The sequence below is a fragment of the Aromatoleum sp. genome, assembly GCF_035254505.1.
Taxonomy (GTDB): Bacteria; Pseudomonadota; Gammaproteobacteria; order Burkholderiales; family Rhodocyclaceae; genus Aromatoleum.
The window spans coordinates 1-22,071 of sequence record NZ_DATFAO010000037.1 but is presented as its reverse complement, the minus strand read 5'-3'; the positions used below and the strand labels follow the sequence as shown (position 1 = coordinate 22,071).

14 protein-coding genes are annotated in these 22,071 nt (G+C 68.3%); 9 read left to right on the top strand and 5 right to left on the bottom strand.

From position 1 onward, the window contains the following. The 9 genes from acsA to VJ673_RS06150 all read left to right on the top strand — a co-directional run. On the top strand, positions 1 to 1,329 hold a 1,329-nt coding region (acsA, locus tag VJ673_RS06190), incomplete at its 5' end, for an acetate--CoA ligase (protein WP_324125181.1). After that, positions 1,326 to 2,330 carry a pyruvate dehydrogenase (acetyl-transferring) E1 component subunit alpha gene (gene pdhA / locus VJ673_RS06185; protein WP_324125180.1) on the top strand — a complete coding sequence of 335 codons (1,005 nt, stop codon included), beginning with the start codon at positions 1,326 to 1,328 and terminating at the stop codon, positions 2,328 to 2,330. The genes acsA and pdhA, both read left to right, overlap by 4 nt. Then, the gene (locus VJ673_RS06180; protein ID WP_324125179.1) at positions 2,327 to 3,298 is read left to right on the top strand and encodes an alpha-ketoacid dehydrogenase subunit beta; all 972 of its coding nucleotides are present in this window, start codon (positions 2,327 to 2,329) and stop codon (positions 3,296 to 3,298) included. Before pdhA ends, VJ673_RS06180 begins: the two co-directional genes overlap by 4 nt. Beyond that, entirely contained in the window at positions 3,291 to 4,442 is a 1,152-nt protein-coding gene (locus tag VJ673_RS06175; RefSeq protein WP_324125178.1) for a dihydrolipoamide acetyltransferase family protein, read from the top strand. The genes VJ673_RS06180 and VJ673_RS06175 overlap by 8 nt, the downstream gene beginning before the upstream one ends. 12 nt (positions 4,443 to 4,454) lie before the next feature. Further along, a complete protein-coding gene (locus VJ673_RS06170) occupies positions 4,455 to 4,706 on the top strand; it encodes an acyl carrier protein (protein ID WP_324125177.1) in 252 nt (83 codons plus the stop codon). A gap of 187 nt (positions 4,707 to 4,893) precedes the next feature. After that, positions 4,894 to 5,061, top strand: a complete 168-nt coding sequence (locus VJ673_RS06165; protein ID WP_324125176.1) for a hypothetical protein — start codon at positions 4,894 to 4,896, stop codon at positions 5,059 to 5,061. Positions 5,062 to 5,339: 278 nt separating this feature from the next. Then, positions 5,340 to 5,645 (top strand): hypothetical protein, encoded by a 306-nt coding sequence (locus VJ673_RS06160; RefSeq protein WP_324125175.1) that lies wholly within the window; start codon positions 5,340 to 5,342, stop codon positions 5,643 to 5,645. A gap of 172 nt (positions 5,646 to 5,817) precedes the next feature. Further along, on the top strand, positions 5,818 to 6,687 hold the full coding sequence (locus VJ673_RS06155) for an HDOD domain-containing protein (RefSeq protein WP_324125174.1): 870 nt from the start codon (positions 5,818 to 5,820) through the stop codon (positions 6,685 to 6,687). 18 nt (positions 6,688 to 6,705) lie between these two features. Beyond that, the gene (locus VJ673_RS06150; RefSeq protein ID WP_324125172.1) at positions 6,706 to 7,857 is read left to right on the top strand and encodes a S1C family serine protease; all 1,152 of its coding nucleotides are present in this window, start codon (positions 6,706 to 6,708) and stop codon (positions 7,855 to 7,857) included. 11 nt (positions 7,858 to 7,868) lie between these two features. Here the strand turns inward: VJ673_RS06150 and VJ673_RS06145 are convergent, their stop codons facing one another. From VJ673_RS06145 to VJ673_RS06125, 5 genes are all read right to left on the bottom strand, one after another. Next, entirely contained in the window at positions 7,869 to 13,628 is a 5,760-nt protein-coding gene (locus VJ673_RS06145) for a CHAT domain-containing protein (protein ID WP_324125171.1), read from the bottom strand. Between the two features lie 199 nt (positions 13,629 to 13,827). Then, positions 13,828 to 17,847, bottom strand: coding sequence for an EAL domain-containing protein (locus VJ673_RS06140; RefSeq protein WP_324125170.1), 4,020 nt, complete (start codon positions 17,845 to 17,847; stop codon positions 13,828 to 13,830). A 162-nt stretch (positions 17,848 to 18,009) separates the two neighbouring features. Continuing rightward, the gene (locus tag VJ673_RS06135; protein ID WP_324125169.1) at positions 18,010 to 18,474 is read right to left on the bottom strand and encodes a DUF302 domain-containing protein; all 465 of its coding nucleotides are present in this window, start codon (positions 18,472 to 18,474) and stop codon (positions 18,010 to 18,012) included. A 70-nt stretch (positions 18,475 to 18,544) separates the two neighbouring features. Next, positions 18,545 to 20,695: a TonB-dependent receptor family protein gene (locus VJ673_RS06130; RefSeq protein ID WP_324125168.1), complete on the bottom strand. Its 2,151-nt coding sequence runs from the start codon at positions 20,693 to 20,695 to the stop codon at positions 18,545 to 18,547. A 130-nt stretch (positions 20,696 to 20,825) separates the two neighbouring features. Then, the coding region (locus tag VJ673_RS06125) for a DHA2 family efflux MFS transporter permease subunit (RefSeq protein ID WP_324125167.1) at positions 20,826 to 22,071 on the bottom strand (1,246 nt) is incomplete at its 5' end.

The window sequence follows — 22,071 nt, the reverse complement described above, 5'->3', positions numbered from 1 at the left end:
ACGCGCGCCGCGATGGGCGACGCGCGCGTGCTGGTGACGACCACTGAGCTCTACAAGCGGAAGGTGCAGGGCTTGCGCTCGCGCTTGCCGGGGTTGCGTCACGTGATCGTGGTCGGTGACGAAGCCGGCGACGAAGCCGGCGTGCACGGATGGAACGAGCTGATCGATTCGGCCTCGAACGACTACACGATTGCGCCAACCGCTGCCCAGGACATGGCGCTGCTCCATTTCACCAGCGGCACGACCGGACGGCCCAAGGGCGCGGTGCACGTCCACGAGGCCGTGGTGGCGCATGTGGCGACCGCGCGCTACGCGCTCGACCTGCATGAGGACGACGTGTTCTGGTGCACTGCCGATCCGGGCTGGATCACGGGCACGAGCTACGGGATCATCGCCGCACTGTGCAGCGGCGTCACCAATGTGGTGGTCGAGGCCGAGTTCGATGCGCAGGCCTGGTATTCCGTGCTCGAGCGCGAGCGGGTGACCGTCTGGTACACGGCGCCGACCGCCATCCGCATGATGATGAAGCTGGGCGCCGACGCCGTGCGCGGCTACGACCTGTCGGCCCTGCGGTTCATGGCCAGCGTGGGAGAGCCGCTGAACCCGGAGGGCGTGGTGTGGGGCCAGGAGGCTTTTGGCATGCCGTTCCACGACAACTGGTGGCAGACCGAAACGGGCGGCATCATGATCGCCAACTTCGTCGCGCTGGACATCAAGCCGGGCTCCATGGGCCGGCCCCTGCCCGGCATCGACGCGGCCATCGTGCGGCGCACCGACGACGGCGGCGTGCAGCTCATCGCCGATCCGATGGTCCAGGGCGAGCTGGCCCTGAGGACGCCCTGGCCGTCGATGATGCGCGCCTACCTGCACGAGGACGAGCGCTACCGCAAGTGCTTCGCCGGCGGCTGGTACCTCACCGGCGACCTGGCCCGGCGCGATTCGGAGGGCTACTTCTGGTTCGTCGGCCGAGCCGACGACGTCATCAAGTCGGCGGGCCACCTGGTCGGACCGTTCGAAGTGGAAAGCGCGCTGATGGAGCACCCCGCGGTCGCCGAGGCCGGCGTGATCGGCAAGCCCGATCCGATCGTGGGTGAAATCGTCAAGGCGTTCGTGGCGCTCAAGCCCGGGTTCGAGCCTGGCGAACGGCTGCAGCGCGAATTGCTCGGCCATGCGCGCAAGCGGCTCGGCGCTGCCGTGGCGCCCAAGGAGATCGAATTCCGCGTCAACCTGCCCCGCACGCGCAGCGGCAAGATCATGCGGCGGCTGCTGAAAGCCCGCGAGCTCGGGCTGCCCGAAGGCGATACCTCGACGCTGGAGGCCGGCGCATGAACGCGACGAAACGCAAACCCAAGGCTGCCGCTGCGGAACGTTCCTTGCCGCTGCAGCTGCTCGCCGACATGCTACGCATCCGCCGCCTGGAGGAAAAGTGCGCCGAGCTCTATGGCGCGCAGAAGATCCGCGGCTTCCTGCATCTCTATATCGGCGAGGAGGCCTGCGCGACCGGCGCGACGCACGCGCTCGCTGCCGACGACAACGTCGTCGCGACCTATCGCGAGCACGGTCACGCGCTGCTGCGCGGCGTGCCGATGGACACGATCATGGCCGAGATGTTCGGCAAGGCCGCCGGCTGTTCGCGCGGGCGCGGCGGTTCGATGCACCTGTTCGACGCCGCACGGCGCTTCTACGGCGGCAACGCGATCGTCGGCGGCGGCCTGCCGCTCGCGGTCGGGCTCGCGCTCGCCGACCGCATGCAGGGCATCCGCCGCGTCACGGCCTGCTTCTTCGGCGAGGGCGCGATGGCCGAGGGCGCCTTCCACGAGGGCATGAACCTCGCCGCCTTGTGGCGCCTGCCGGTGCTCTTCCTGTGCGAGAACAACCTCTATGCGATGGGCACGGCGCTGATGCGTTCGGAGTCGCAGACCGACCTGTGTGTCAAGGCCGCGAGCTACAAGGTGCCGACGCTGAGGGCTGACGGCATGGACGTGCTCGCCGTGAACGAGGCCGTGCGCAAGGCCGCCGCCGAAGTGCGCGAGGGGGCGGGGCCGTTCTTCGTCGAATTGCAGACCTACCGCTTCCGCGCGCATTCGATGTTCGATCCGGAGCTCTACCGCGACAAGGTCGAGGTCGAGGCATGGAAGGAGCGCGGGCCGATCCACAACTTCTCGGCGAAGCTCAAGGCGGCGGGCGAGCTCACCGAGGAGGCCTTCCTCGCGCTCGATGCGGAAGCCGAGGCGGAAGTCGCGCATGCGGTCGCGTTCGCCGAGGCCGCGGGGTGGGAGCCGGTGGCGGATCTGCTGAGGCATGTCACGAGCGGGGAGGCGCAGCGATGAGGATCAGCTATCGCGAGGCGATGCGGCTCGCGCTGCGCGAGGCGCTGGAGTCCGATCCGCGGGTGTTCCTGATGGGCGAGGATGTGGGCCGCTACGGCGGCACCTACGCCGTGTCGAAGGGCTTTTACGACGAATTCGGGCCCGAGCGTATCCGCGACACGCCGCTGTCCGAGCTCGGCTTCGTCGGTGCCGGCATCGGCGCGGCGCTCGGCGGCATGCGTCCGGTCGTCGAGATCATGACCGTCAACTTCAGCCTGCTCGCGCTCGACCAGATCGTGAACAGCGCCGCGTTGTTGCACCACATGTCGGGCGGGCAGGTGTCGGTGCCGCTCGTGATCCGGATGGCCACCGGCGCCGGGCGCCAGCTCGCGGCCCAGCATTCGCACAGCCTCGAGAACTGGTATGCGCACATTCCGGGGCTGCGCGTGCTCGCGCCGGCGACGATCGTCGACGCACGCGGCATGCTCGCGCCGGCGCTCGCGGACCCCGACCCGGTCGTGATCTTCGAGCATGCGCAGCTCTACAACATGGAAGACGAGCTTCCCGACGACTGGAGCTGCGACATCGAGCGCGCGGCGATCCGCCGCCCGGGCAGCCAGGCGAGCATCATCGCCTACGGCGGCAGCGTGCCGAAGGCACTCGACGCGGCAGACGCGCTCGCGCGCGACGGGATCGATGTCGAGGTCGTCGACCTGCGCGTGCTGCGCCCGCTCGACGTCGCCACGATCGCCGAGTCGGTGGGCCGCACGCATCGCGCCGTCGTCGTCGACGAGGGCTGGCGCAGCGGCAGCCTCGCCGCGGAGGTCGTTGCGCGCATCGTCGAGCATTGTTTCTACGAGCTCGACGCGCCACCCGCGCGGGTGTGCAGCGAGGAAGTGCCGATCCCGTACGCGAAACACATGGAGGATGCGGCGCTGCCGCAGGTGCCGAAGATCGTCGCGGCGGCCAGGGAGGTGCTCAATGTTTGACTTCATGCTGCCCTCGCTCGGTGCCGACATGGACGAGGGCAAGCTGATCGAGTGGAAGGTCAAGCCCGGCGACGCGGTGCGCAAGGGCCAAGTCGTCGCGATTGTCGATACCTCGAAGGCTGCCGTGGATGTCGAGATCTGGCAGGACGGGACGGTGTTCGAACTCCTCGTCGAGCCGGGGGAGACGATTCCGGTCGGCACGGCGCTCGCGACGCTGCTCGGGCCGGGCGAAAGCCCGCCGGAAAAGGGTACCCCAAGGCGCGGTGCTGCGGCCGGGGGGGCCGCGGGGGAGACCGCGCGCCTGCGCATCTCGCCCGCTGCACGCAAGCGCGCCGAAGCGCTGGGCGTCGCGCTCGCAGACCTGAAGGGAACGGGGCCGGGCGGGGCGGTCACGCTCGCCGACGTCGAGGCCGCCGCGGCGAAGGCCGGCGCCCGGACGCCGCCGGAACTCCCGAAGGGGCCCGCAGCGGCGACGGACAAAGCGGCCGAGATGCGGCGCGCGATCGCCGCGGCGATGAGCCGCTCGAAGCGCGAGATCCCGCACTACTACCTGCTCGAAACGATCCCGATGGCGCGCGCGCAGCAATGGCTGGCGCAAGCGAACGAAGGCCGGCCGATCACCGAGCGCCTGCTGATGGCCGTGCTGCAGCTGAAGGCGGTTGCGCTCGCGCTGGCGAAATTTCCCGAGATGAACGGCTTCTTCCGCGACGGGGGCTTCGAAGCGGTGAAGGCCGCCCACATCGGGGTCGCGATCTCGCTCCGGCAGGGCGGCCTGATCGCGCCGGCGCTGCACGACGTCGCGGACAAGCCGCTCGACCGGCTGATGCGCGAGCTGACGGACCTCGTCAAGCGCACCCGCGCGGGTTCCTTGCGCAGTTCGGAAATGTCGGACCCGACGATCACGGTGACGAACCTCGGTGAGCAGGGCGTCGAGTCGGTGATGGGAGTGATCTATCCGCCGCAGGTCGCGCTGGTCGGCTTCGGCCGCCTTGCGCCGCGTCCGTGGATCGACGGCGACGCGCTCGTCGCGATGCCGGCCGTCACGGCGAGCCTGGCCGCCGACCACCGAGTGTCGGACGGTCATCGCGGGGCGCTCTTCCTGGCCGAGTTGCGCGAGCGCCTGCAGCAACCGCAGGATCTGTGAAGGGGGACAGGAATGACGGACACGCATCCCGAACTGCGCGCGAATCTGATCGCGATCCTCAGGACCATCGCGCCCGAGGTCGAGCCGGACGAGCTGCGCGACGATCGCCCGCTGCGCCAGCAGGTCGATCTCGATTCGATGGACTGGCTGAATTTTCTGATCGGCATCAGCGCGGCGTTGAAGGTCACCATCCCCGAGGCGGACTACGGACGGCTGGCGACGCTCGGCGACCTCGTCGCCTACGTTCGCGCGAAGCTGGGCTAGGCTGAAGGCTGTCGATTTGCATACGACGGTGAATCTGCCGGTCCGCGAAGCGTCGCCGCCGCAGGCATCCGCTGAAGCCGGAATTGGAGGATGTTTTCCCGCCTGTTCGGCAAAGTGAGCGGGTGGGGGCGGGCGTAATCTGGCGTCGTGGGGCAACAGGATGCCCCGGTCGCCGGAGGGCACGAAAATGGACATCCAATATCTGGAATGCGACTTCGAGGTCATCGACCTCGACGAGCAATCGGAACCCGATTATGACGCGGCCGACGAGGCCGCCGCGCGGGCGGAGGCTACTTTCATGGCGTGGTTCACGGACTTGAGCGGCCGCTCCAGCGTGCAGGCCTCGACGAACTGAGCGCGTCCAACGCGCCGTTTCGCCACCGGTTGGGGCTTATGCCCAAGTGGGTGAGCGAGACGGCGCAGCGCGCGCGGTGCCGCTGCCGGCCGGCCGCGTTGCAGCCTCTTCGAAATCCATCTTTCTCAAATAAATACAGATCTTTACTGACGCGCTGAGGATTCCGTCTCCACGTGGTACGGCGCATGCATAGTGAAGGACAGGGCATGCAAGAGGTGCCTTGAGCAGCGAGCGTGAGACAGCGCTCGCAGTTGATCCGACACCCGCAGGAGACAGAGATGAACACCACCGCGCAAAATCTGGCCGCCATGGCCGCCGTGCTTGGACTGTGTATTTCGAGCGCCTATGCCGCGAACGCTCCCGATCAGGGAGGTGGTACCGGGATTTCCGGCGTCGTCGTGGAAAGCCCGCTGGCCCGCAAGGGGGCCGACGATCCGCGCCCTGAGCCGGGATGTGACGATCACGGCACCGACCTGTGCCGCAGCGAGCTCGCGAAGAAGGGCGCCGACGATCCGATGCCGCAGCCCGGCTGCGACGATCATGGCACCGATCTGTGCCTGACGCCGGCCACGATCGAAACCTGAAATAGACCCTTTCGGCCGGCCTTGCAGCTCGGAAAGGCCGGCTTTCCTCCTCCGTCCTGCCTCCTCTCGCGGTCCATCCGCGGAGGAGGCTACGTTTGCTTGCCAGCGGCATTTGACCGACGAGGTCCTGCTCGGCGACACTCGTCGGCAAGCGTTCCCGAGGGGGTCGGAGATGAGTGACGGCGATGGTGTGAAGCTTCCCGGTGTCGATGCCGCGCTCGCGGAATCGCTTGCGAAGATCGAGATCCCGCCGCGTCCGGCGATCCTGGATCATGTGATGGCGGAGATGCAGGCCGACGAGCCGGACTACCGTCGCCTGTCGAGTCTGATCACGTCCGACGTCGGCCTCGCGGCGTGGCTCGTGAAGACCGCCAACGCGCCGATCTTCGGCTTCCGCATGAAGGCGACGACGGTGCGTGATGCGCTGATGCGGCTCGGCCTGCTGATGGTGCTGCGCACGGTCGCCGCCTATGGCGTGCGCCAAGCGCTGCCCGAGAACCCGGCGCTCGCGGGATTCTGGGACACCTCGGCGCGCGTCGCACATCTGTGCGCGTGGCTTGCGCGTGAACTCGGGATCAAGGAAGGCGTCCGGGCCGAGGATGCCTACACCTACGGACTGTTCCGCGATTGCGGGATCGCGGTACTGATGCGTGTGAATCCGGACTATGCGGCGACGCTCGCTCAGGCGACCGGCGAGCCCGTCAAGGCCTTTACCGAAGTCGAGTCGGAGCGCCTGGGCCTCAACCATGCGATGGTGGGCAGCATCATGGCGCGCAGCTGGTATCTGCCCGAGCCGATGTGCGAGGCGATCCTGTTCCACCACGAGCTCACCGCATCGCCGCTTGTCGGGCTGTCGCGCGCCGGTTATCGGCTCGCGGCGCTGGCACAGTTGGCGGAGTGGCTGCAAGGCAGGCACTCGCTCGCGGTCGAGCGCGAATGGAAGAAACAGGGCGGCGCGGTGCTCAGCCGGCTGGAGCTGACGCCGGAGCGCGTCGAGGCGTTGCAGTCGGGCGCGACGGACGTGCTCGCGCAGATGGAGTGAATCGGGGAGAGGCAGGACATGGACCATGAGCTCCGCCGTCGCGGGCGGATCGGCGGCGCAGCGTCGTCGCGTTTTCTGTGGATCGCGCTGGCGATCGCCTTGCTGGTGATCTTCTGGCAGCAGCTGCCCTTTATCGGGACGGCCTTGGTACCGACGAAGAGCGAGCCGCGAGTCGTGGCGGCGCGCGGCGATCTCGCGGCGGACGAACGCAGCACGATCGAGCTCTTCGAGAACTCGCGCGGCTCGGTCGTGTACATCACGACTTCGTCGCAGGTGCGGGACTTCTGGACGCGCAACGTCTTCACCGTGCCGCGCGGCACCGGCTCGGGCTTCATCTGGGACGAGGCGGGGCACGTCGTCACGAATTTCCACGTGATCCGCGAGGCGAACGAGGCGACGGTTAAGCTCGCCGACGGGCGCGAGTTCCGTGCGGCGCTGGTGGGCGTATCGCCGACGCACGACATCGCGGTGCTGCGCATCGGCGTCGGCTTCAAGGGGCCGCTGCCGGTTCCGATCGGCACGAGCCACGACCTGAAGGTGGGGCAGAAGGTGTTCGCGATCGGCAATCCCTTCGGCCTCGACTGGACGCTCACCACCGGCATCATCTCGGCGCTCGACCGTTCGCTGCCGGGCGAAGACGGCCCGTCGATCGAGCATCTGATCCAGACGGACGCGGCGATCAATCCGGGTAACTCGGGCGGGCCCTTGCTCGATTCCGCGGGGCGCCTGATCGGGATCAACACGGCGATCTTCAGCCCCAGTGGGGCGAGCGTCGGGATCGGCTTCGCGGTGCCGGTCGATACCGTGAATCGCGTCGTGCCCGAGCTGATCGCCAAGGGCAAGTACATCCGTCCGGTGCTCGGGGTCGCGATCGACGAGAAGATCAACGAGCAGCTGACCAAGGCGCTGGACGTCAAGGGCGTCGTGCTGCTGCGAGTCGGGCCGGGCACGGCGGCCGCCGAGGCGGGCCTGCGCGGCGCGACGGTGACGCGCGACGGCGGGGTGATTCCGGGCGACATCATCGTCGAATTCGAGGGCAAGCCCGTGGAGTCGGTCGGTAAGCTCCTGGCGCTGATCGACGACTACAAGATCGGCGACACGGTGAAGCTCACGGTGCTGCGCGATCAGGCGAAGCGCGAGGTGAGCGTGACGCTGCAGCCGGGCACCTGATCGGCAGGCCTTCAGGAGTCCGCGAGTGCGCCGGCGAGGTCGTCGAGGATCTCCGCCCGATGCGCATCGCCGGCCTGCGCGCGCAGCCGCGTGAAGCGGGCGAGCAGCACGATCTGGCGGACGACGGAATCGTACTTCCGCCGGCTGCGCGGGATCTGCGCGATCGCATCGTCGTACAGACTCGCGAGGTGCGGGCCGTCTTCGCTGTCCAGACCATCGAAGAGACGCGCTGTGAGTTCGGCGTCGGCCGGCTTCACGGCGTTGAAGAAGTCTCCGCTTTGCGCGAAGAGCCGGCGCGCCACTCGGGCGCAGGCGTCCGCCTGGCGCGCGACCTGGTCGTGGCGGGCCGGGTCGTCGGCTTCGAGCAGCAGCCAGTCGAGCTGCAGGCGGTTGATCATCGGGTAGGGGTCGAAGTCCGGCTGGTCGGACGGGCATTCGGCGCTCGCATAGGCGTTGCGGGCTTCCTCGAGGATGGGGCGGACGTCGGCCCAGCTCCCCGTGAGGGCGACGACGGCGGCCTTGCGCTTGAGCGCGCTGCCGAGCACGGCGTAGCGCTCCATGTTTCGGACCGGTGCCGATTCGCCCGTACAGGTGTGGCTGGTCGCGAGCGCGATCAGCGCTTGCAGACGGCCGATCGCGGAGTCGATGAGCTTGATGTCGCCGATCGCTTCGCCGCGTCGCGCTTCGAGATTGGCGAGTTGCTCGATGATGCGCACCGGCACGCGGCCGGCGAGGTCCTGCGCGGCGAGCGCGCGGGCGTACGCGACGCAGGCGTGTTCGAAGCCTTCGCTGCCCAGTTCGGCGTAGATCGAGCCGACCGCGGCCTGCACTTCGGGCAGGTTTTGCCATGCCGGCGGGACGTGGCCGAAGACCGCCGCGAGCTGGCGCTCGACGGCGGCGACGCTGCGCCGGTCGTAGCCGAGATCGGTGCGCAGGGCGCCGAGCATGTCCACGAGCTCGATCGGCGAGATGAAGCCGGTCGGAACGGATTCCTTCATGTCGTCGGTGGGCGGGTCGAGCATGTACTGCGGATCGCCGTAGGCCTGGTAGGCGCCCCATGTGTTGCACAGCGGGTACTGCTCCCAGGTCGCGAGGCGGGCGGTGAAGATGGCCTTGCCGAAGGGTTGGCTCTGGCGCACGAAGGCTTCGAAGAAGCTCCGCGCGAAGAGGGTCGCGGCGTCGTCGTTGACCTGCCAGCCGGCCGCGACGACGCAGCGCACACCGATCTCGATCAGTTCGCGCGCGAGGCTGTAGGCGAGGCGGTTCGCCGCTTCGGGCGCGACGCTCATCGCGCCGAGGTGGCAGCAGTTGAGGAATACGAGCTCGGGGACGATTTCCATCTGGCTGACTTCCGCCGCCGTGAGCAGCATGCCGTCGGAGAGCACGACGCCGGTGCGGGCCTTGCCGTCGCGCGCCTCGGTGTGGAAGACGCCATGTCCGGCGATCGCGAGGACCTTGCAGGGCTGGCGGAAGAGTCGCGCAAAGATTTCGAGTGCCTCGAGCCCTTCGCCGTAATTGACCTGGTAGCCACATTCGCCGAGGAGGTCGCGCACGGCTGCCCCTTCGGCGGCGGCGCCGGGAAGATCGGGCAAGTGGTTGTCGGGCTCGGGCGGGACGGGTTCGGGCGCCTTGCCGAACTTCGTGAAGAAGCCGCGGGTCGAGGGGTTCGCGATCACGCAGGCGACCTTGCGCGTGACGCTCAACGGGTTGCGGCGGTAGCGGGCGGTGGCGAACTGGCGGACCATGGCGGTGCGTACCACCATCGGCAGGTCGTCCGCCTGCAGCATTTCCCACGGCAGGTTGGCGGTATAGCCGTCGACGACGAGCACCAGCTGGTCGGCTTCGCGCGCGCTCGCCTTGAAGTCGAGTGGGACCATCAGCTGGAACAGCGTGCGCGCGAGATCGGCGTCGTACTGGTCGTGCGTGATCGCGTTGCCGACCAGCGCCTCGATGAGGCCGGGCTGGCGCTGCTGGACGAGGCTTTCGGCGCGGGCGCGCTCGGACAGGAAGACGTACTTCAGGAATTCGGCGACGGGTTCCCCCGTGACGGTTTCCGTGAGCGGGGCGGGCGGCTGCGTGACTGCGACGGGGAGGTTCTCCGGCTGATCGGCAGCAGTGACGAGCAGACGTGGCCAATAGTCGGAGCGCGCGGAGACCGACAGCCGCGGGCGTGCACCTTCGCCTTCGTAGAGCATGTCGGCGGCGTCGATGCGTGCTTCGAGGCGGCGCAGCTCGCTCGCCATGCGTTGCGGCAACGCGCTGACGGCACGCGCGGCGCTGAGCGCGGTGTCGAGGTAGAGCTCGATGAACTCGAGGCGCGCGATGCGCAGGTGCGTGAGCGGCATCGCTTCGGCGAACTGGCGGTTCGCGGCGAGGACACCGCGCACGATCATCTCGATCGAGTCGTCGACGCTGATGTGCGTCGTCGAATTGAAGCCGATCAGCAGGCTCGCGAGCGTCAGTTCGCTGTCCGCGAGATCGGTGTCGGCGGCCGGCTCGTCGCGTTTCGCGCCCTGGCGGTCGTGCGCCACCAGCAGGAAGCGCAGGACGCCGGCGCGCACGGTCTCGGCGATGTCGGCCGCGGTGAGCGCCCCGAAACGGCCGAGGCCGACGATCACCGCGCCGCGCCCGGTTCCGCGCAGACGGTCTTCGTTGCTGCGGGCCTGCAGCACGAAGGCGCTCGATCCGATGTCGCCGGCGTAGACGCCCAGTCGTTCGCGCTGGCGCAGCGCGCCGCCGACGAGGTAGCGGTCGATCGTGCCCTCGGCGCCCGAGATCGCGTCGCCGAGATAGTGGCCGCAGAGCAGCGGCTGGCGGGCGAAGCGCAGGTCCATCGCGGTGACGCAGACCTGCAGCGGGCGGATCGCGGTGACGGGCTTGCGCCGGCGCGGACGTGATCCGACGACGCTGCGTGCGAGTTCCTCCTCGGTCGGCAACACCGGCGGTGCGGCGTCGTAGGGGAAGGGCGCGGCTGCGGTGCCGCGGCTCGCGGGCAGGCGGCCGAGTCGTGTCGTGGCGCCGGCCTGCAGCAGGTCCAGGATCGCGGGGAAGTAGTCCTCGGTGTTCGCGAGCGCGCCGTGATCGACGGGCATGTACCAGCTCTGCTCGGGCGGCAGGTTGCCGAGGCGGCCGGAGGCCCAGCTCACCGAGCCGTCGCCTTCGGGCGTGCCGAGCATCTTGAGCTGCCCGCCTTCGTCCGTGAGGCCGCAGGGCGTCTTTTCGGACTGTCCGAAGACGTAATGCACGCGCTCGACCGGGTTGGGCGCGTCGTTCGACGTGAGCGGTCCGTCCCACAGTTCGCGGGCGAGCGCGAGGGCGTCGGCCGAGGCGTGTCCGGCGATGCCGTCGCCGAACCAGCGGTCGCGGTTCGCGGCGGCGAGCTTGGGCCACAGGTCGGCGACGAGGTAGTCGTCGTGCAGGCTCGGCGCGCCGTCGACGAATTTGGGCCGCGGCAGGAGCTGCAGCGCGCCGGGGAAGCCTGCGACGATGTCGAGCACGGTCTGCATGCCGTGCACGAGATCGAGGCGGGCGAGCTGGCGCATCGTGCTCGACTTGCCGAGCAGGGTTTCGACCATCAGGTAGGAGCCGTTGTTGGGCGTGCCGAGCATGACGAAGCGCCCGCCCGAGCGCTTGGTCAGCGCCTCCCACAGGTCGGGCCGGCGCGCGATCATCGTGCGGCAGACGAGGCCGCCCATGCTGTGGGCGAGCAGACGCACCGGCTGGTTGGGATGCTCGTCGAGGGCCTCTTCGAGCGTTGCGGCGAGACGTTCGGCCGCGTCCCCCTTGCCTTGTATGGGCTGGCGCCAATCGTAGGGGAAGCGGATGACGCGGTGCGTTGCTTCGAGGAACTCGGCGAGCTCGCCGTAGAACATGTCGAAGAGCGACTCTTCATGCACGTCGCGTTTGTCGATGCGGATCTTGGGCAGTCCGCCGCTCGCGAGGTCGAGGAAGTCGAACCAGACGCGGTCGCCGTCGCCGGGCTTGTCGGCGGCCTTCCGGATCTCAAGGTTCGACCCCATGATGCCGGGCAGGAAGATCACGACGGGACGCGTATCGGCCGCGGGCACGCCGCGGCTCGCGGCGCTGCGGCGCGCTTCGGCGGCGGCCGGTTCGTGGCGCCGGACGATGGCCGCGAAAGTCGGCACGGTCGCGGGGTCGTCGGCGGTGAGCCAGTCGCGCAGCGCGGCGCGGGTGTGGCGGTTGGTGAAGTAGCTGAAGTGGTTGACGGACGCGCCCTGGTCGAACACGTAGCGCGCGTCGTTGCGGGTCGCGAGGCCCGCGTACATCGAGTCGGTGTCGACGACGAGGTCGTTGTCAAAGCGGTCGAACAGCATCCAGTCGGTGAACATCACACCGAGGCGCTGGAGGACGTTGCCGCCTTCGATGTCGCCCGCGATCACGCCCATCGCGATGCCTTGCTTGCGTTGTGCGCCAGCGAGGAGGGTACTCATCGGCGCGTCCGTGAGCATCGCCTCGATGCCGGGGACGATGCGGGCGTCGATGCGCTTGTCGGCGATCTCCAGCACGATGCGCTTGAAGGCCGACAGCACGGCGCCGCCCGCCGGGCCGGTGACGGCGCCGACGAGCTTGCCCATCAGGCTCAGCAGGCCGGAGAGGAATACGTCGAGATTGTCGGAGAGCAGCCGCGTGCCGCGCGCGGGGCTGGCGACGCGGACGTAGCGCTCGATCTGGAAATTCTTGGCGGCGAGTTCGTCGCGAAGTGCCTTGAGCGACGCCTGGTCATGCGCCGTGACGAGATCGCGCAGGCGTTTCTGGCGCGCGCTCTCCTTCTCGTTGGGCGGGGGCAGGTGACGGTAGGCGGCGATTGCGTCGTCGCCGAGACCGGCGAGACACAGCAGGTCGCCGACGAGCCCGCCGCGCGAGTGCGTGACGACCGACAGGCGGGCGCCCGCCGGAAGCGTGCGGGCGAGCTGCAGCGCGTTCTCGATCGGGCTTTCGGAGAAGGTGCGATGCTCGAAGCCGAACACGCGGTCGCCGAAGCGGCGTGCCAGCGCTTCCCAGTCGCCCCGGGCGGCGGGAGTGCGCAGCTCCTTGAAGCTGCCGAGCGTGTGCGAGCCGGTGCCGTGGATGAAGAGCAGCATCGGACCCTCGGCTGCCGCGCCAAGGCGCGTGTCGCCCGGGGCGCAGCGGTCGCCGGCGGATAATGCGCCGCCGTCGCGCCAGTGGTAGATGCCCGGTTCGCCCGCGAGCTGGTTCTCGATCGCCCACATCAGCGCCTTGGCGCCCAGCCAGGACGCGCTCGCGTCGGCCAGATCCTCCGCCGGCTCGCCGAGCCATTCCTGCAGCCATTCGAGCGCCTTCTCGCGCGCGGCGTCGGTGATCTCGTCGGGCGTGAGCGAGAGCACCGACAGGCCGGACCACAGCCAGTCGGTGAGGCCGCGGGCGGTCGCGCCGGGATCGCGCAGTGCGGCGAGGTCGATCGAGCCATCGTCGCGGACCGCCTCGGGACGCACGCGGGCGAGATCGTCGCGCAGCTTGTCGGCGCGGATGAAGACGGTGCTGCCGTCCGTGGCTTCGAGGGCCACGAGGTTTGCGCGGGCGACGCGGGGCGACGCCGTGGGGCCGGCGTCGCGCCCCAAGGCCGACAGCGTGTAGGCGGCTTCGACGTGGACGACGCCGTCGAGGAAGGGATCGGCGAGGGGCGCTGCGCCGCGGCTGCCCGCCTTCAAGGCCGGGGGCAGCGTGGGCGTCTCTCGGGCGGCGCCCGGCAGGTGGAACTGGATGTTGTTCGACTTCCGGCTGGCGGCCATCCGCGCCTCCTCTCTGTCGGGGTGGGGCCCCATGTGCCGGGTCGCAGGCTGTCGTGATCGCGCCGCGGCTTTCGACGCGCTGCAGCGGCCTTCCCGGCACGCGCGCGCATATTTGTTTTGCTTAACTTGGTTTAGAAGCCGCGCGAGGCTTTGTCAAACCGGGAGCGCGCAGGCGGCACCCGTGGCGGGCGGGAAAAGCTCAGGCCGCGTCGTTCTGGACGTCGGTGGGGTCGTCGAAACAATCGATCAGCGTGACGACGACGTTGCGGGAGGCGGTACGGAACTTGAGTCCGGTCAGCGTCCGCCGGGCCGACGAGCGATAACCTTGTTCGAAGTCGGCAACGATCTGGCCCGCAAGCATGTGGAATTCGCGGTGAACGCGGTCGAGACGTTGCAGCCTATCGTCGGGAATGCCGGCATTGCGCTCGATCCAGCCGCCCAGCGGGCAGCGGTGGATCGAGCTTGCATCGTCGATATCCACGGCCATTGCCGAGGGACGCCCGGCGACGTACTCATTGAGACGTTTGCGCCAGTCGAGGTGCGACTGGATCGCGTTCTTGAGGTCCAGCCCGTTGCGCGTCCAGTGTCCGCGCGTCAGGAAGGTGGCCAGCTGGGGCGAGCGCTCGCCCAGCAAACGGCGAAGCCAGTCTTCGATGTCGAGGTCGTCGTGACGCAGCGCGGTGAGGAAGCGCGTTTCCTCGAGGCTCGCGCCGTCGACCGCCGGCAGCAGGAAGTGGCGGCCGAGGAGGACCTCGAACTCCTGCGCGGCGACCGGCCTGCTGATGAAATAGCCCTGCAGGTAGTCGCAGCCCAGATCGCGCAGGAAACTGACCTGCTGCTCGGTCTCGACCCCTTCCGCGGTGACGCGCAGATCCAGGCTGTGCGCCATCGTGACGATGGCTTCGACGAGATGCGCGTCGTTGCGGTCGTCGGGGCAGCCGCTGATGAAGCTGCGGTCGATCTTGACGATGTCGACTGGAAAGCGCTTCAGGTAGGACAGCGACGAGAATCCGGTGCCGAAGTCGTCGAGCGCGTAGCCGATGCCGAGCGCTTTGATCGCGCGCATGCGCGTCTCGATCGTCTCGCTGCCGCCCATCAGCACGGATTCGGTGATCTCGACGAGCAGGCTGTCGCGGTCGAGGCCATACTCGTGCAGCACGTCGCCGACGAGGCCGGGCAGGCTCGCTTCGCGGAACTGCACGCCGGACATGTTCACCGCCAGGCGCAGCGACGGGTAGCCGAGATCGCGCCAGCGCCGCGCCTGCCGCGCCGCCTCGCGCAGCGCCCATTCGCCGATCGCGATGATCAGGCCGCTGTCCTCGGCAACCGGCACGAACTCCAGCGGCGAAACCGCGCCACGCTCCGGATGGTCCCAGCGGATCAGCGCCTCCGCGCCGACCAGTTCGCCGCTGTCGGCGTCGACGATCGGCTGATAGTGCAGCTTCAGGGAGTGCTGGTCGAGCGCGACGCGCAGGTCGGCCTCGAGCTGCATGCGCGCGAGCGCATCCGTCTGCATGTCCCGCGAGTAGAACTGCAACCGGTTCTTGCCCGCCTGCTTGGACTTGTACATCGCGATGTCGGCGTTGCGGAACAGCGTCTGCACGTTGTCGCCGTCGTCCGGGTAGACCGTGATGCCGACGCTGCCCGAGATGCGGTGCGCGATCGTGCCCAGCTTGAAGGGCTCGCGCAGGATGTTGACCACTTTCTCGCCGACCGCGTGCAGGTCGTCGGCATGCAAGAGATCCTGCACGACGATCGTGAACTCGTCGCCGCCGAGGCGCGCCACCGTGTCCTGGTCGCGTACGCAGGACGTAAGGCGGTGCGCGACCTCGATCAGCAGCTCGTCGCCCACATCGTGGCCGAGCGTGTCGTTGATCCACTTGAAGCCATCCAGATCGAGGAAGAGCACGCCCACCTGCGTATGCGTGCGGCGCGCGTGCGCGAGCGCGTGGTCCAGCCGGTCGGCGAGCAGGCTGCGGTTGGCCAGGCCGGTGAGCGCGTCGAAGTTCGCCTGGCGCCAGATCGCCTCGTCCTGCTGCTTGCGCAGCGTGATGTCGTTGAAGAGCGAGATGTAGGCGGCGATCTGCCCGCGCTCGTCGCGCACCGTCGAGATCGATTGCCACTGCGGGTAGATTTCGCCGTTCTTGCGGCGGTTCCAGATTTCGGATTCCCAGCGCCCGGCCGTCGCGAGCGCCTGCCACATCTGCTCGTAGAACGCCCGATCGTGCTTGCCGGAACGCAGGATCGCGGGCGTCTTCCCGATCGCTTCGTCGGCGGCGTAGCCGGTGATCTCGGTGAAGGCGGGGTTCACGGAGGTGATCACGCCCGCCGCGTCGGTCGTCATGATGCCTTGCGTCGAAGCATCGAAGACGACCATCGCCTTGCTCATCTGCGTGATCAGGCGCTTGCGTTCGGTCACATCCTGCAGGCTCAGCTGGATCAGCGTGCGGTCGCGGTGGCGGAAGCTCGTGCAGCGCACTTCGGCATCCCACATTTCGCCGTCGGGGCGGCGATTGTGCCACTCCATCAGCAGCGATCCGGCCGCGAGGCATTCGCTCAGGCGGCGCTGCGCCAGCTCTTCGGACGGCGTGCCGTCGGCCTGGACGGACACGACGAAGTCGAGCGGCGAGCGGCCGATCAGCTCGTCGCGATCCTTGCAGCCGTAGATCGCGACCGCGGCATCGTTGCAATCGACGAAGCGGCGCGTCTGCGGATCGACGATGGCCTGCGGAATGAAGGAGCGTTCGAACAACGTCTTGGTGTACGTCTCGCTGTCGAGCAGCGCCTGTTCGGCCCGCTTGCGCTCGGAGATGTCGTTCATCAAGCCGACGAGATAGGGCGGTTCGCCACGCTGCGCCCTGACGCGCGAAATCCGCAGGTCACTCCAGTACAGCTCGCCGTTCTTGCGCCGATTGAGCAGCTCGCCCTGCCAGCTCTTGCCGGTCGCGACTGCCTCCCACAGGCTCGCATACACGCTCGGGGGCGTCCGGCCGGATTTCAGTATCGACGGGCTCCTGCCGCGCACCTCCTTTCGCGAATAGCCCGTGATCGCCTCGAAGCCCGGATTGACGTAGCGGATCGACGCGTCCGCGTCGGTGATCAGGACGCCGGACGTGCTGGCGTTGAGCGCCGCGCGGAAGATGCGCAGGCGCTGCGCTGCGCGGCGCCGCTGTTCGAGCAGGATGACGATGAGCAGCACCAGCAGCAGCGTCGCGAATTCGATGTACATGCCGGACAGCACGCGCCAGCGCAGCTCGGCGAGTCTGATCAGATGGAAGGCTGTCCACGGCGCGTGCTCCAGCTCGACGGTATGCAGCAGCCAGCCGTCGATCGGGGTGTAAGTCCCCTTGGTGGCGGGCAGCAGGCCGGCGATGTTCTGCGCGATCGGTTCCGGCAGCGCGGCATCGACCTCGCGGAGCGTGTCGTTGCCTGGCCGGACCAGCTCGGGGTGGGCGATGAGTTGTCCGTACTGATTCGCGAGGAAGGGCTTGCCGATATCGAGGCCGGAGCCCGAAAGGTAGTCGTTGAGTGTGGTCAGCGTGATGTCCAGCGCGACCATGCCGCGGAAGCGGCCGCTCGCATCCGACACGGGCGCCGTCACCGACGCCATCAGACCCTTGCCGGCCTGGTCCACGTAGGCCTTGCTCCAGCGCACGAGCCGCTGCGGATTGTTCGGCGGGGCGGTGTCGACGAAAACCGGGTGCGTCAGCATGTCGTCATTCCAGTGGAGGAAATCCCACTGGTTCTCAAGGGGATAGATCGAGACGAATCGGTTCGCCGACGTGTAGTAAACCCATGAGGCCTGTGGGATGTTCTGCGTGACGCGGCGGAACAGGGGGATCAGATGCAGCGCGGCCTCGATTTCCTGCGTTGTCTCGACGGGCAGGGTGTTCAGATCCCCGCCCCCGACGAGGTAGGCCGCAAGCTCCGTCGGCACGGGAGGTTCGCCCTTCAGGCCATAAGTGGCGCCATCGGGGCTGCGCACCAGGGCGGCCCGGACCGGATGGGGAGGTCCGCTAGAGTCGTGGAGCAGCGCACGTTCCGCTTCGACGCGGAGCAGCGCGACGTGATCGTTCGCGGATTTGGCTGTCGCGTCGATCGACTTGGCCGTTGCCTGCAGGCTTTCGTCGGCCAGCCGCAAGATGGTCGCCATGCGATACGACCACTGCCCGTACAAGCCGAACGCCGCCAGGCCGAGGACCAGGGCGTAGGAAAGCATGACAACGCGGTTCGGCTGCGCAAGTTTCACTCGCCACCTATCTCGCCCGATCGATGGGCTGCCTCCATCAATCTAACTGAATTAGACGAAAGGCGTAATTAGCCATAGGCCCGGCGTGGGAAATTCGGCACGACCGACGTCATTTGACCCGCCGGTTTCGGATCAGCGGGGTAGTCCGCCGTTTTCGCGTGTGCGATTGACGAGGCGGCGCAGCAGCGCATGGGCCAAGCGCCCACCCGTCGAAGCGATCGCGGGCTTGCGATAGCTGAGGAACACCGTCTGCGGCTTGGCCGGCAGGGTGTAGAGCGCGATCGTCAACGGGCAGAGCGCGATGTTGTGGCGATCCTCGGTCACGAGGCGCGCCGAGATGCGCGCGCTGCAGAAGGAGAAGATTTCCGCGTGTTCGAAAAAGTCCGCGCGGTGGCCAAGGTCGGGCGCGGTGCGCGCGAGCATCTCGCCGAAAGGGTTGATTCCCGGCGGGGCGAGGCCTTCGTCGACCATCGCATCGAGCAGCGCGGCGCGCGCGTCTTCATAGGCGATCGGCTGCAGGGCGTGGACGACGACGCCCGGGGCGGCAGCGCGTGCCGCGGAGCCTGGGAGGCCGAGCGCGAGCAGGCCGGCGAGCAATAAAAAACACCCCGCCCGAAGCCATCGGGCAGGGTGCAAGTGGTCTCCGTGGAGGATGGGCACGGATACGTCAGAAGCGGTAGCTGGCCCTCGCGCCGGCGTACCAGCTGCGGCCCGGGCCGGGTTCGTAGAAGCGTCCGTTGCCGTCGCCGACGATCACGGAGGCGACATGCTGGCGGTCGAAGAGGTTATCGACGCGCAGCAACTGGCCGAAAGTCCAGGCGCCGCTGTGCTGCTCGGTGGCGAGGCGCAGGTTCGCGAGCGTGTAGGCCGGCGCCGTGTGTTGGCTGTTGGTGTCCTCGACGTAGACCTTGCCGCGGTATTGTGTTTCGACCGCCGCGGAGACGCCCTGCATCGGCTTCCATTCGACTTCGGCGTAGGCCGACAGCGCCGGGACGCCGGGCAGGCGCTTGCCGTCGCCGACCGCCGTGCCGTTGGACACAAAGGCCTCGTCGTAGATCGCGCGCAGTCGGGTGACCGAGCCGCGGGCGCGCCAGTAGGGCGAGATCTCGGTGTCGGCGGCGAGCTCGAAGCCCTGGCGCAGCGTGCTGGTGGCATTCTGGAACACCGTGCGCCCGCCGAGGTTGCTCGCGACGACGAGTTCGTCTTCCGTGCGGATCTGGAACACCGCCGCATTGACGCGGGTGTTGTCGCCGACGAAGGCCTTGGCGCCGAGCTCGTACTGCTTGCTGGTGGAAGGCTTGAGGTTGAAGTTGAAGCCGTCCGATGCGCCGGTGCCGGAGTAGGAGAGTTCGGCGAGCGTCGGCGTCTCGAAGCCGCGTGCGGCGCTGGCGTAAAGATTCACGGCCGGCGTGAGCTTGTAGAGGATGCCGACGGCGGGCGTCGTGCGTTTGTAGCTGACGTCGCCGCTGTCGTCGGGATTGCCGGCGCGGATGTACTGGTCGTCGACCTCGAACTTCACGTCGCTGTGGCGGACGCCGGCCTGCAGCGTCCATTTCTCGATCTCCCAGCTCGCCTGCACATAGGGGTCGAGGCTCGTGACGGTGTCGGTCTCATGGCGACGCTCGCGTCCCTTCACGCCGAGCGCGGTCGGGGCAGTGGCGGTGCCGAGGAAGTTCTCGAAGCCGCGGCGCGCGTCCTCGGATCGGTCGTAATCGATGCCGCCGGTGAGTGTCAGTTCGCCGGGGCCGGCCGCGAGTTTCTGGATCCAGCGCGCCCCCAGGCCCTCGAAATCGCGGTCGAATTCGACGACGCCGCCGGAGTGGCGCGGGCGCGTCGCGATGTTCTGGAAGGTCGGCGCGATCGCCTGGTATTGGGTGACGCTACGCTCGCCGGCATAGGCGGTCAGCTGCAGACGACCCGAGCCGAAGCGGCGCTCGTAGGTCACGCCGGCCTGCTGATGGTCGATCGATTTCCGGGTGTCGAAGGTCTCGGCGACGGTCTCGACCGAGCGCGGATCCTGGCGATAGTGGGCCCAGGTCAGGCCCAGCGGGTCCTGCGTGTCGTCCTGCTTGAGGGCGCTCGCGACGAGTTCGAGCTTGCTGTCTTCGTCGGGCTTGACGCGTACCTTGGCGAAAGCCTGGTCGCGGGTCGCAGCGCTATGGTCGCGGTAGCCGTTGGTGTCGAAGCGCGAGACGTCGACCAGGTAGCCGACACCGTTCTTCTCGCCTTCGGCGCCGAGGTTGATCTTGGTGGTATCCCAGGAGCCGCCGATCACGCTGCCGTACACCGACGGCGGCCCTTTCGGGTCGCGCGAGAAGAGCTGGATCACGCCGCCCGAGGCGTTGCCGTAGATCGTCGAGATCGGTCCGCGCATCACTTCGAGGCGCTCGGCGGTGTCGAGGTTGAAGGTCGCCGCCTGGCCCTGGCCGTCCGGCGTGCTGGCGGGGATGCCGTCGGTGATCAACTTGATGCCGCGCACGCCGAAAGCCGCGCGCGAGCCGAAGCCGCGCACCGAGATCTGAAGGTCCTGCGCGTAGTTCTGGCGGTTCTGCACGACGAGGCCGGGCACGCCGTTGAGCGCTTCGGACGCATTTACGCCGAGGTTGCCGGCGCGCACCGCCTGCGCGTCGACCGAGTCGATCGAGAAGGGCAGGTCGAAGCTCTCGGTTTCGACGCGGCTGCCGGTGACGACGATCGGGTTCAGCGTCGGCGTTGTCTCGGCCGCCATCGCCGCCACTGCCGGCACGGCGCCGAGACCCGCGAGCAGTGCGAGGTGCAGAGGGCGGAGGCGGGTCGGCGGCGTGGCGTGGCGGCGCATGGCGGTGTCCTGTAAGGATTTGTGAGATTTTCCGAAGAATGGCTCCCACTATAGGAATCGCACCGGCCGCCGGCTTCGCTAGCCCTGCTGATTACTCCTACAGAAAATCATGAGATTCACCGCGCGGCTGTCAGTGCGCCCCGGCCGCGCTGCTCGCGTCCGCCTTGCCCGTCACGGGACGGCTCAGCCAGATCACCGCGGTCAGCGCGAGGAAGAGGATGCCGGCGCCCCAGAAGAGATCCGTGGCCGACAGCATGTAGGCCTGGCGCGTGACCTGGCGCTCGATCATGCCCATCGCCTGCGCCGGGTCCAGCCCCAGCGCGGACATGCCCTGCAGCGCCTGTGTGGTGGGGGCATCGTAGGCGGTGAGGTGTTCGACCAGATGCGCGTGATGCATCGCGGCGCGATCGTCCCACATCGTCGTCGAGATCGACGCGCCCATGCCGCCCGCGGTGATACGGAAGAAGTTCGACAGGCCCGCGGCGGCGGGGATGCGCTCGGGCGGCAGGCCGGACAGCGTCAACGCCGTGAGCGGGATGAAGAAGGTCGCCATCGCCGCGCCCTGCACGAGCTGCGGGATCACGATCGCCATCATGTCGGCGTCGGTATTGAAGCCCGAGCGCATGAAGGCGGTGGTCGCGAAGACGATGAAGGCAAAGCTCGCGATCAGGCGCGGATCGGTGCGCGGCAGGATGCGGCCGACGAACGGCGACAGCAGCAGCGCGAAGACGCCGATCGGCGCGGTGACGAGGCCCGCCCAGGTCGCCGTGTAACCCATGAACTGCTGCAGCCACAAGGGCATCAGCACGACCATGCCGAAGAAGAGGCCGTAGGCGAGCGACACCGAGACCACGCCGGTGGCGAAATTGCGCCGCTTGAAGAGCGTGAGATCGACGACCGGGTGGCGGTCGGTCAGCTCCCAGACGACAAGGAAGCTCAGCGCGACGACCGCGACGACAGCGAGCGTGACAACTTCGCCGGACGCGAACCAGTCGAGCTCCTTGCCCTTGTCGAGCATGATCTGCAGCGCGCCGACACCGACGACGAGCAGCGCTAGCCCGATGCCGTCGATCGGGAGCTTCCGCGTCGCGGACTCGCGCGTGCGCATCAGCCGCCAGGTGAGCCACGCGGCGATAAGGCCGAAGGGCACGTTGATGTAGAAGATCCACGGCCACGTGTAGTTGTCCGAGATCCAGCCGCCAAGGATGGGGCCGAGCACCGGCGCGACCAGCGTCGTCATCGACCACATCGCGAGCGCCATGGCGGACTTTGCCTTCGGATAGCTTTGCAGCAGCAGCGCCTGCGACAGCGGGATCATCGGCCACGCGACGGCGCCCTGCAGCACCCGCGCCGCGATCAGCATCTCGAGGCTCGTC

Bases quoted from the DNA above. Each gene is read 5' to 3' on its own strand.
- pdhA (WP_324125180.1), top strand. From the start codon at position 1,326: ATGAACGCGACGAAACGCAAACCCAAGGCTGCCGCTGCGGAACGTTCC.
- VJ673_RS06180 (WP_324125179.1), top strand. From the start codon at position 2,327: ATGAGGATCAGCTATCGCGAGGCGATGCGGCTCGCGCTGCGCGAGGCG.
- VJ673_RS06175 (WP_324125178.1), top strand. From the start codon at position 3,291: ATGTTTGACTTCATGCTGCCCTCGCTCGGTGCCGACATGGACGAGGGC.
- VJ673_RS06170 (WP_324125177.1), top strand. From the start codon at position 4,455: ATGACGGACACGCATCCCGAACTGCGCGCGAATCTGATCGCGATCCTC.
- VJ673_RS06165 (WP_324125176.1), top strand. From the start codon at position 4,894: ATGGACATCCAATATCTGGAATGCGACTTCGAGGTCATCGACCTCGAC.
- VJ673_RS06160 (WP_324125175.1), top strand. From the start codon at position 5,340: ATGAACACCACCGCGCAAAATCTGGCCGCCATGGCCGCCGTGCTTGGA.
- VJ673_RS06155 (WP_324125174.1), top strand. From the start codon at position 5,818: ATGAGTGACGGCGATGGTGTGAAGCTTCCCGGTGTCGATGCCGCGCTC.
- VJ673_RS06150 (WP_324125172.1), top strand. From the start codon at position 6,706: ATGGACCATGAGCTCCGCCGTCGCGGGCGGATCGGCGGCGCAGCGTCG.
- VJ673_RS06145 (WP_324125171.1), bottom strand. From the start codon at position 13,628: ATGGCCGCCAGCCGGAAGTCGAACAACATCCAGTTCCACCTGCCGGGC.
- VJ673_RS06140 (WP_324125170.1), bottom strand. From the start codon at position 17,847: ATGCTTTCCTACGCCCTGGTCCTCGGCCTGGCGGCGTTCGGCTTGTAC.
- VJ673_RS06130 (WP_324125168.1), bottom strand. From the start codon at position 20,695: ATGCGCCGCCACGCCACGCCGCCGACCCGCCTCCGCCCTCTGCACCTC.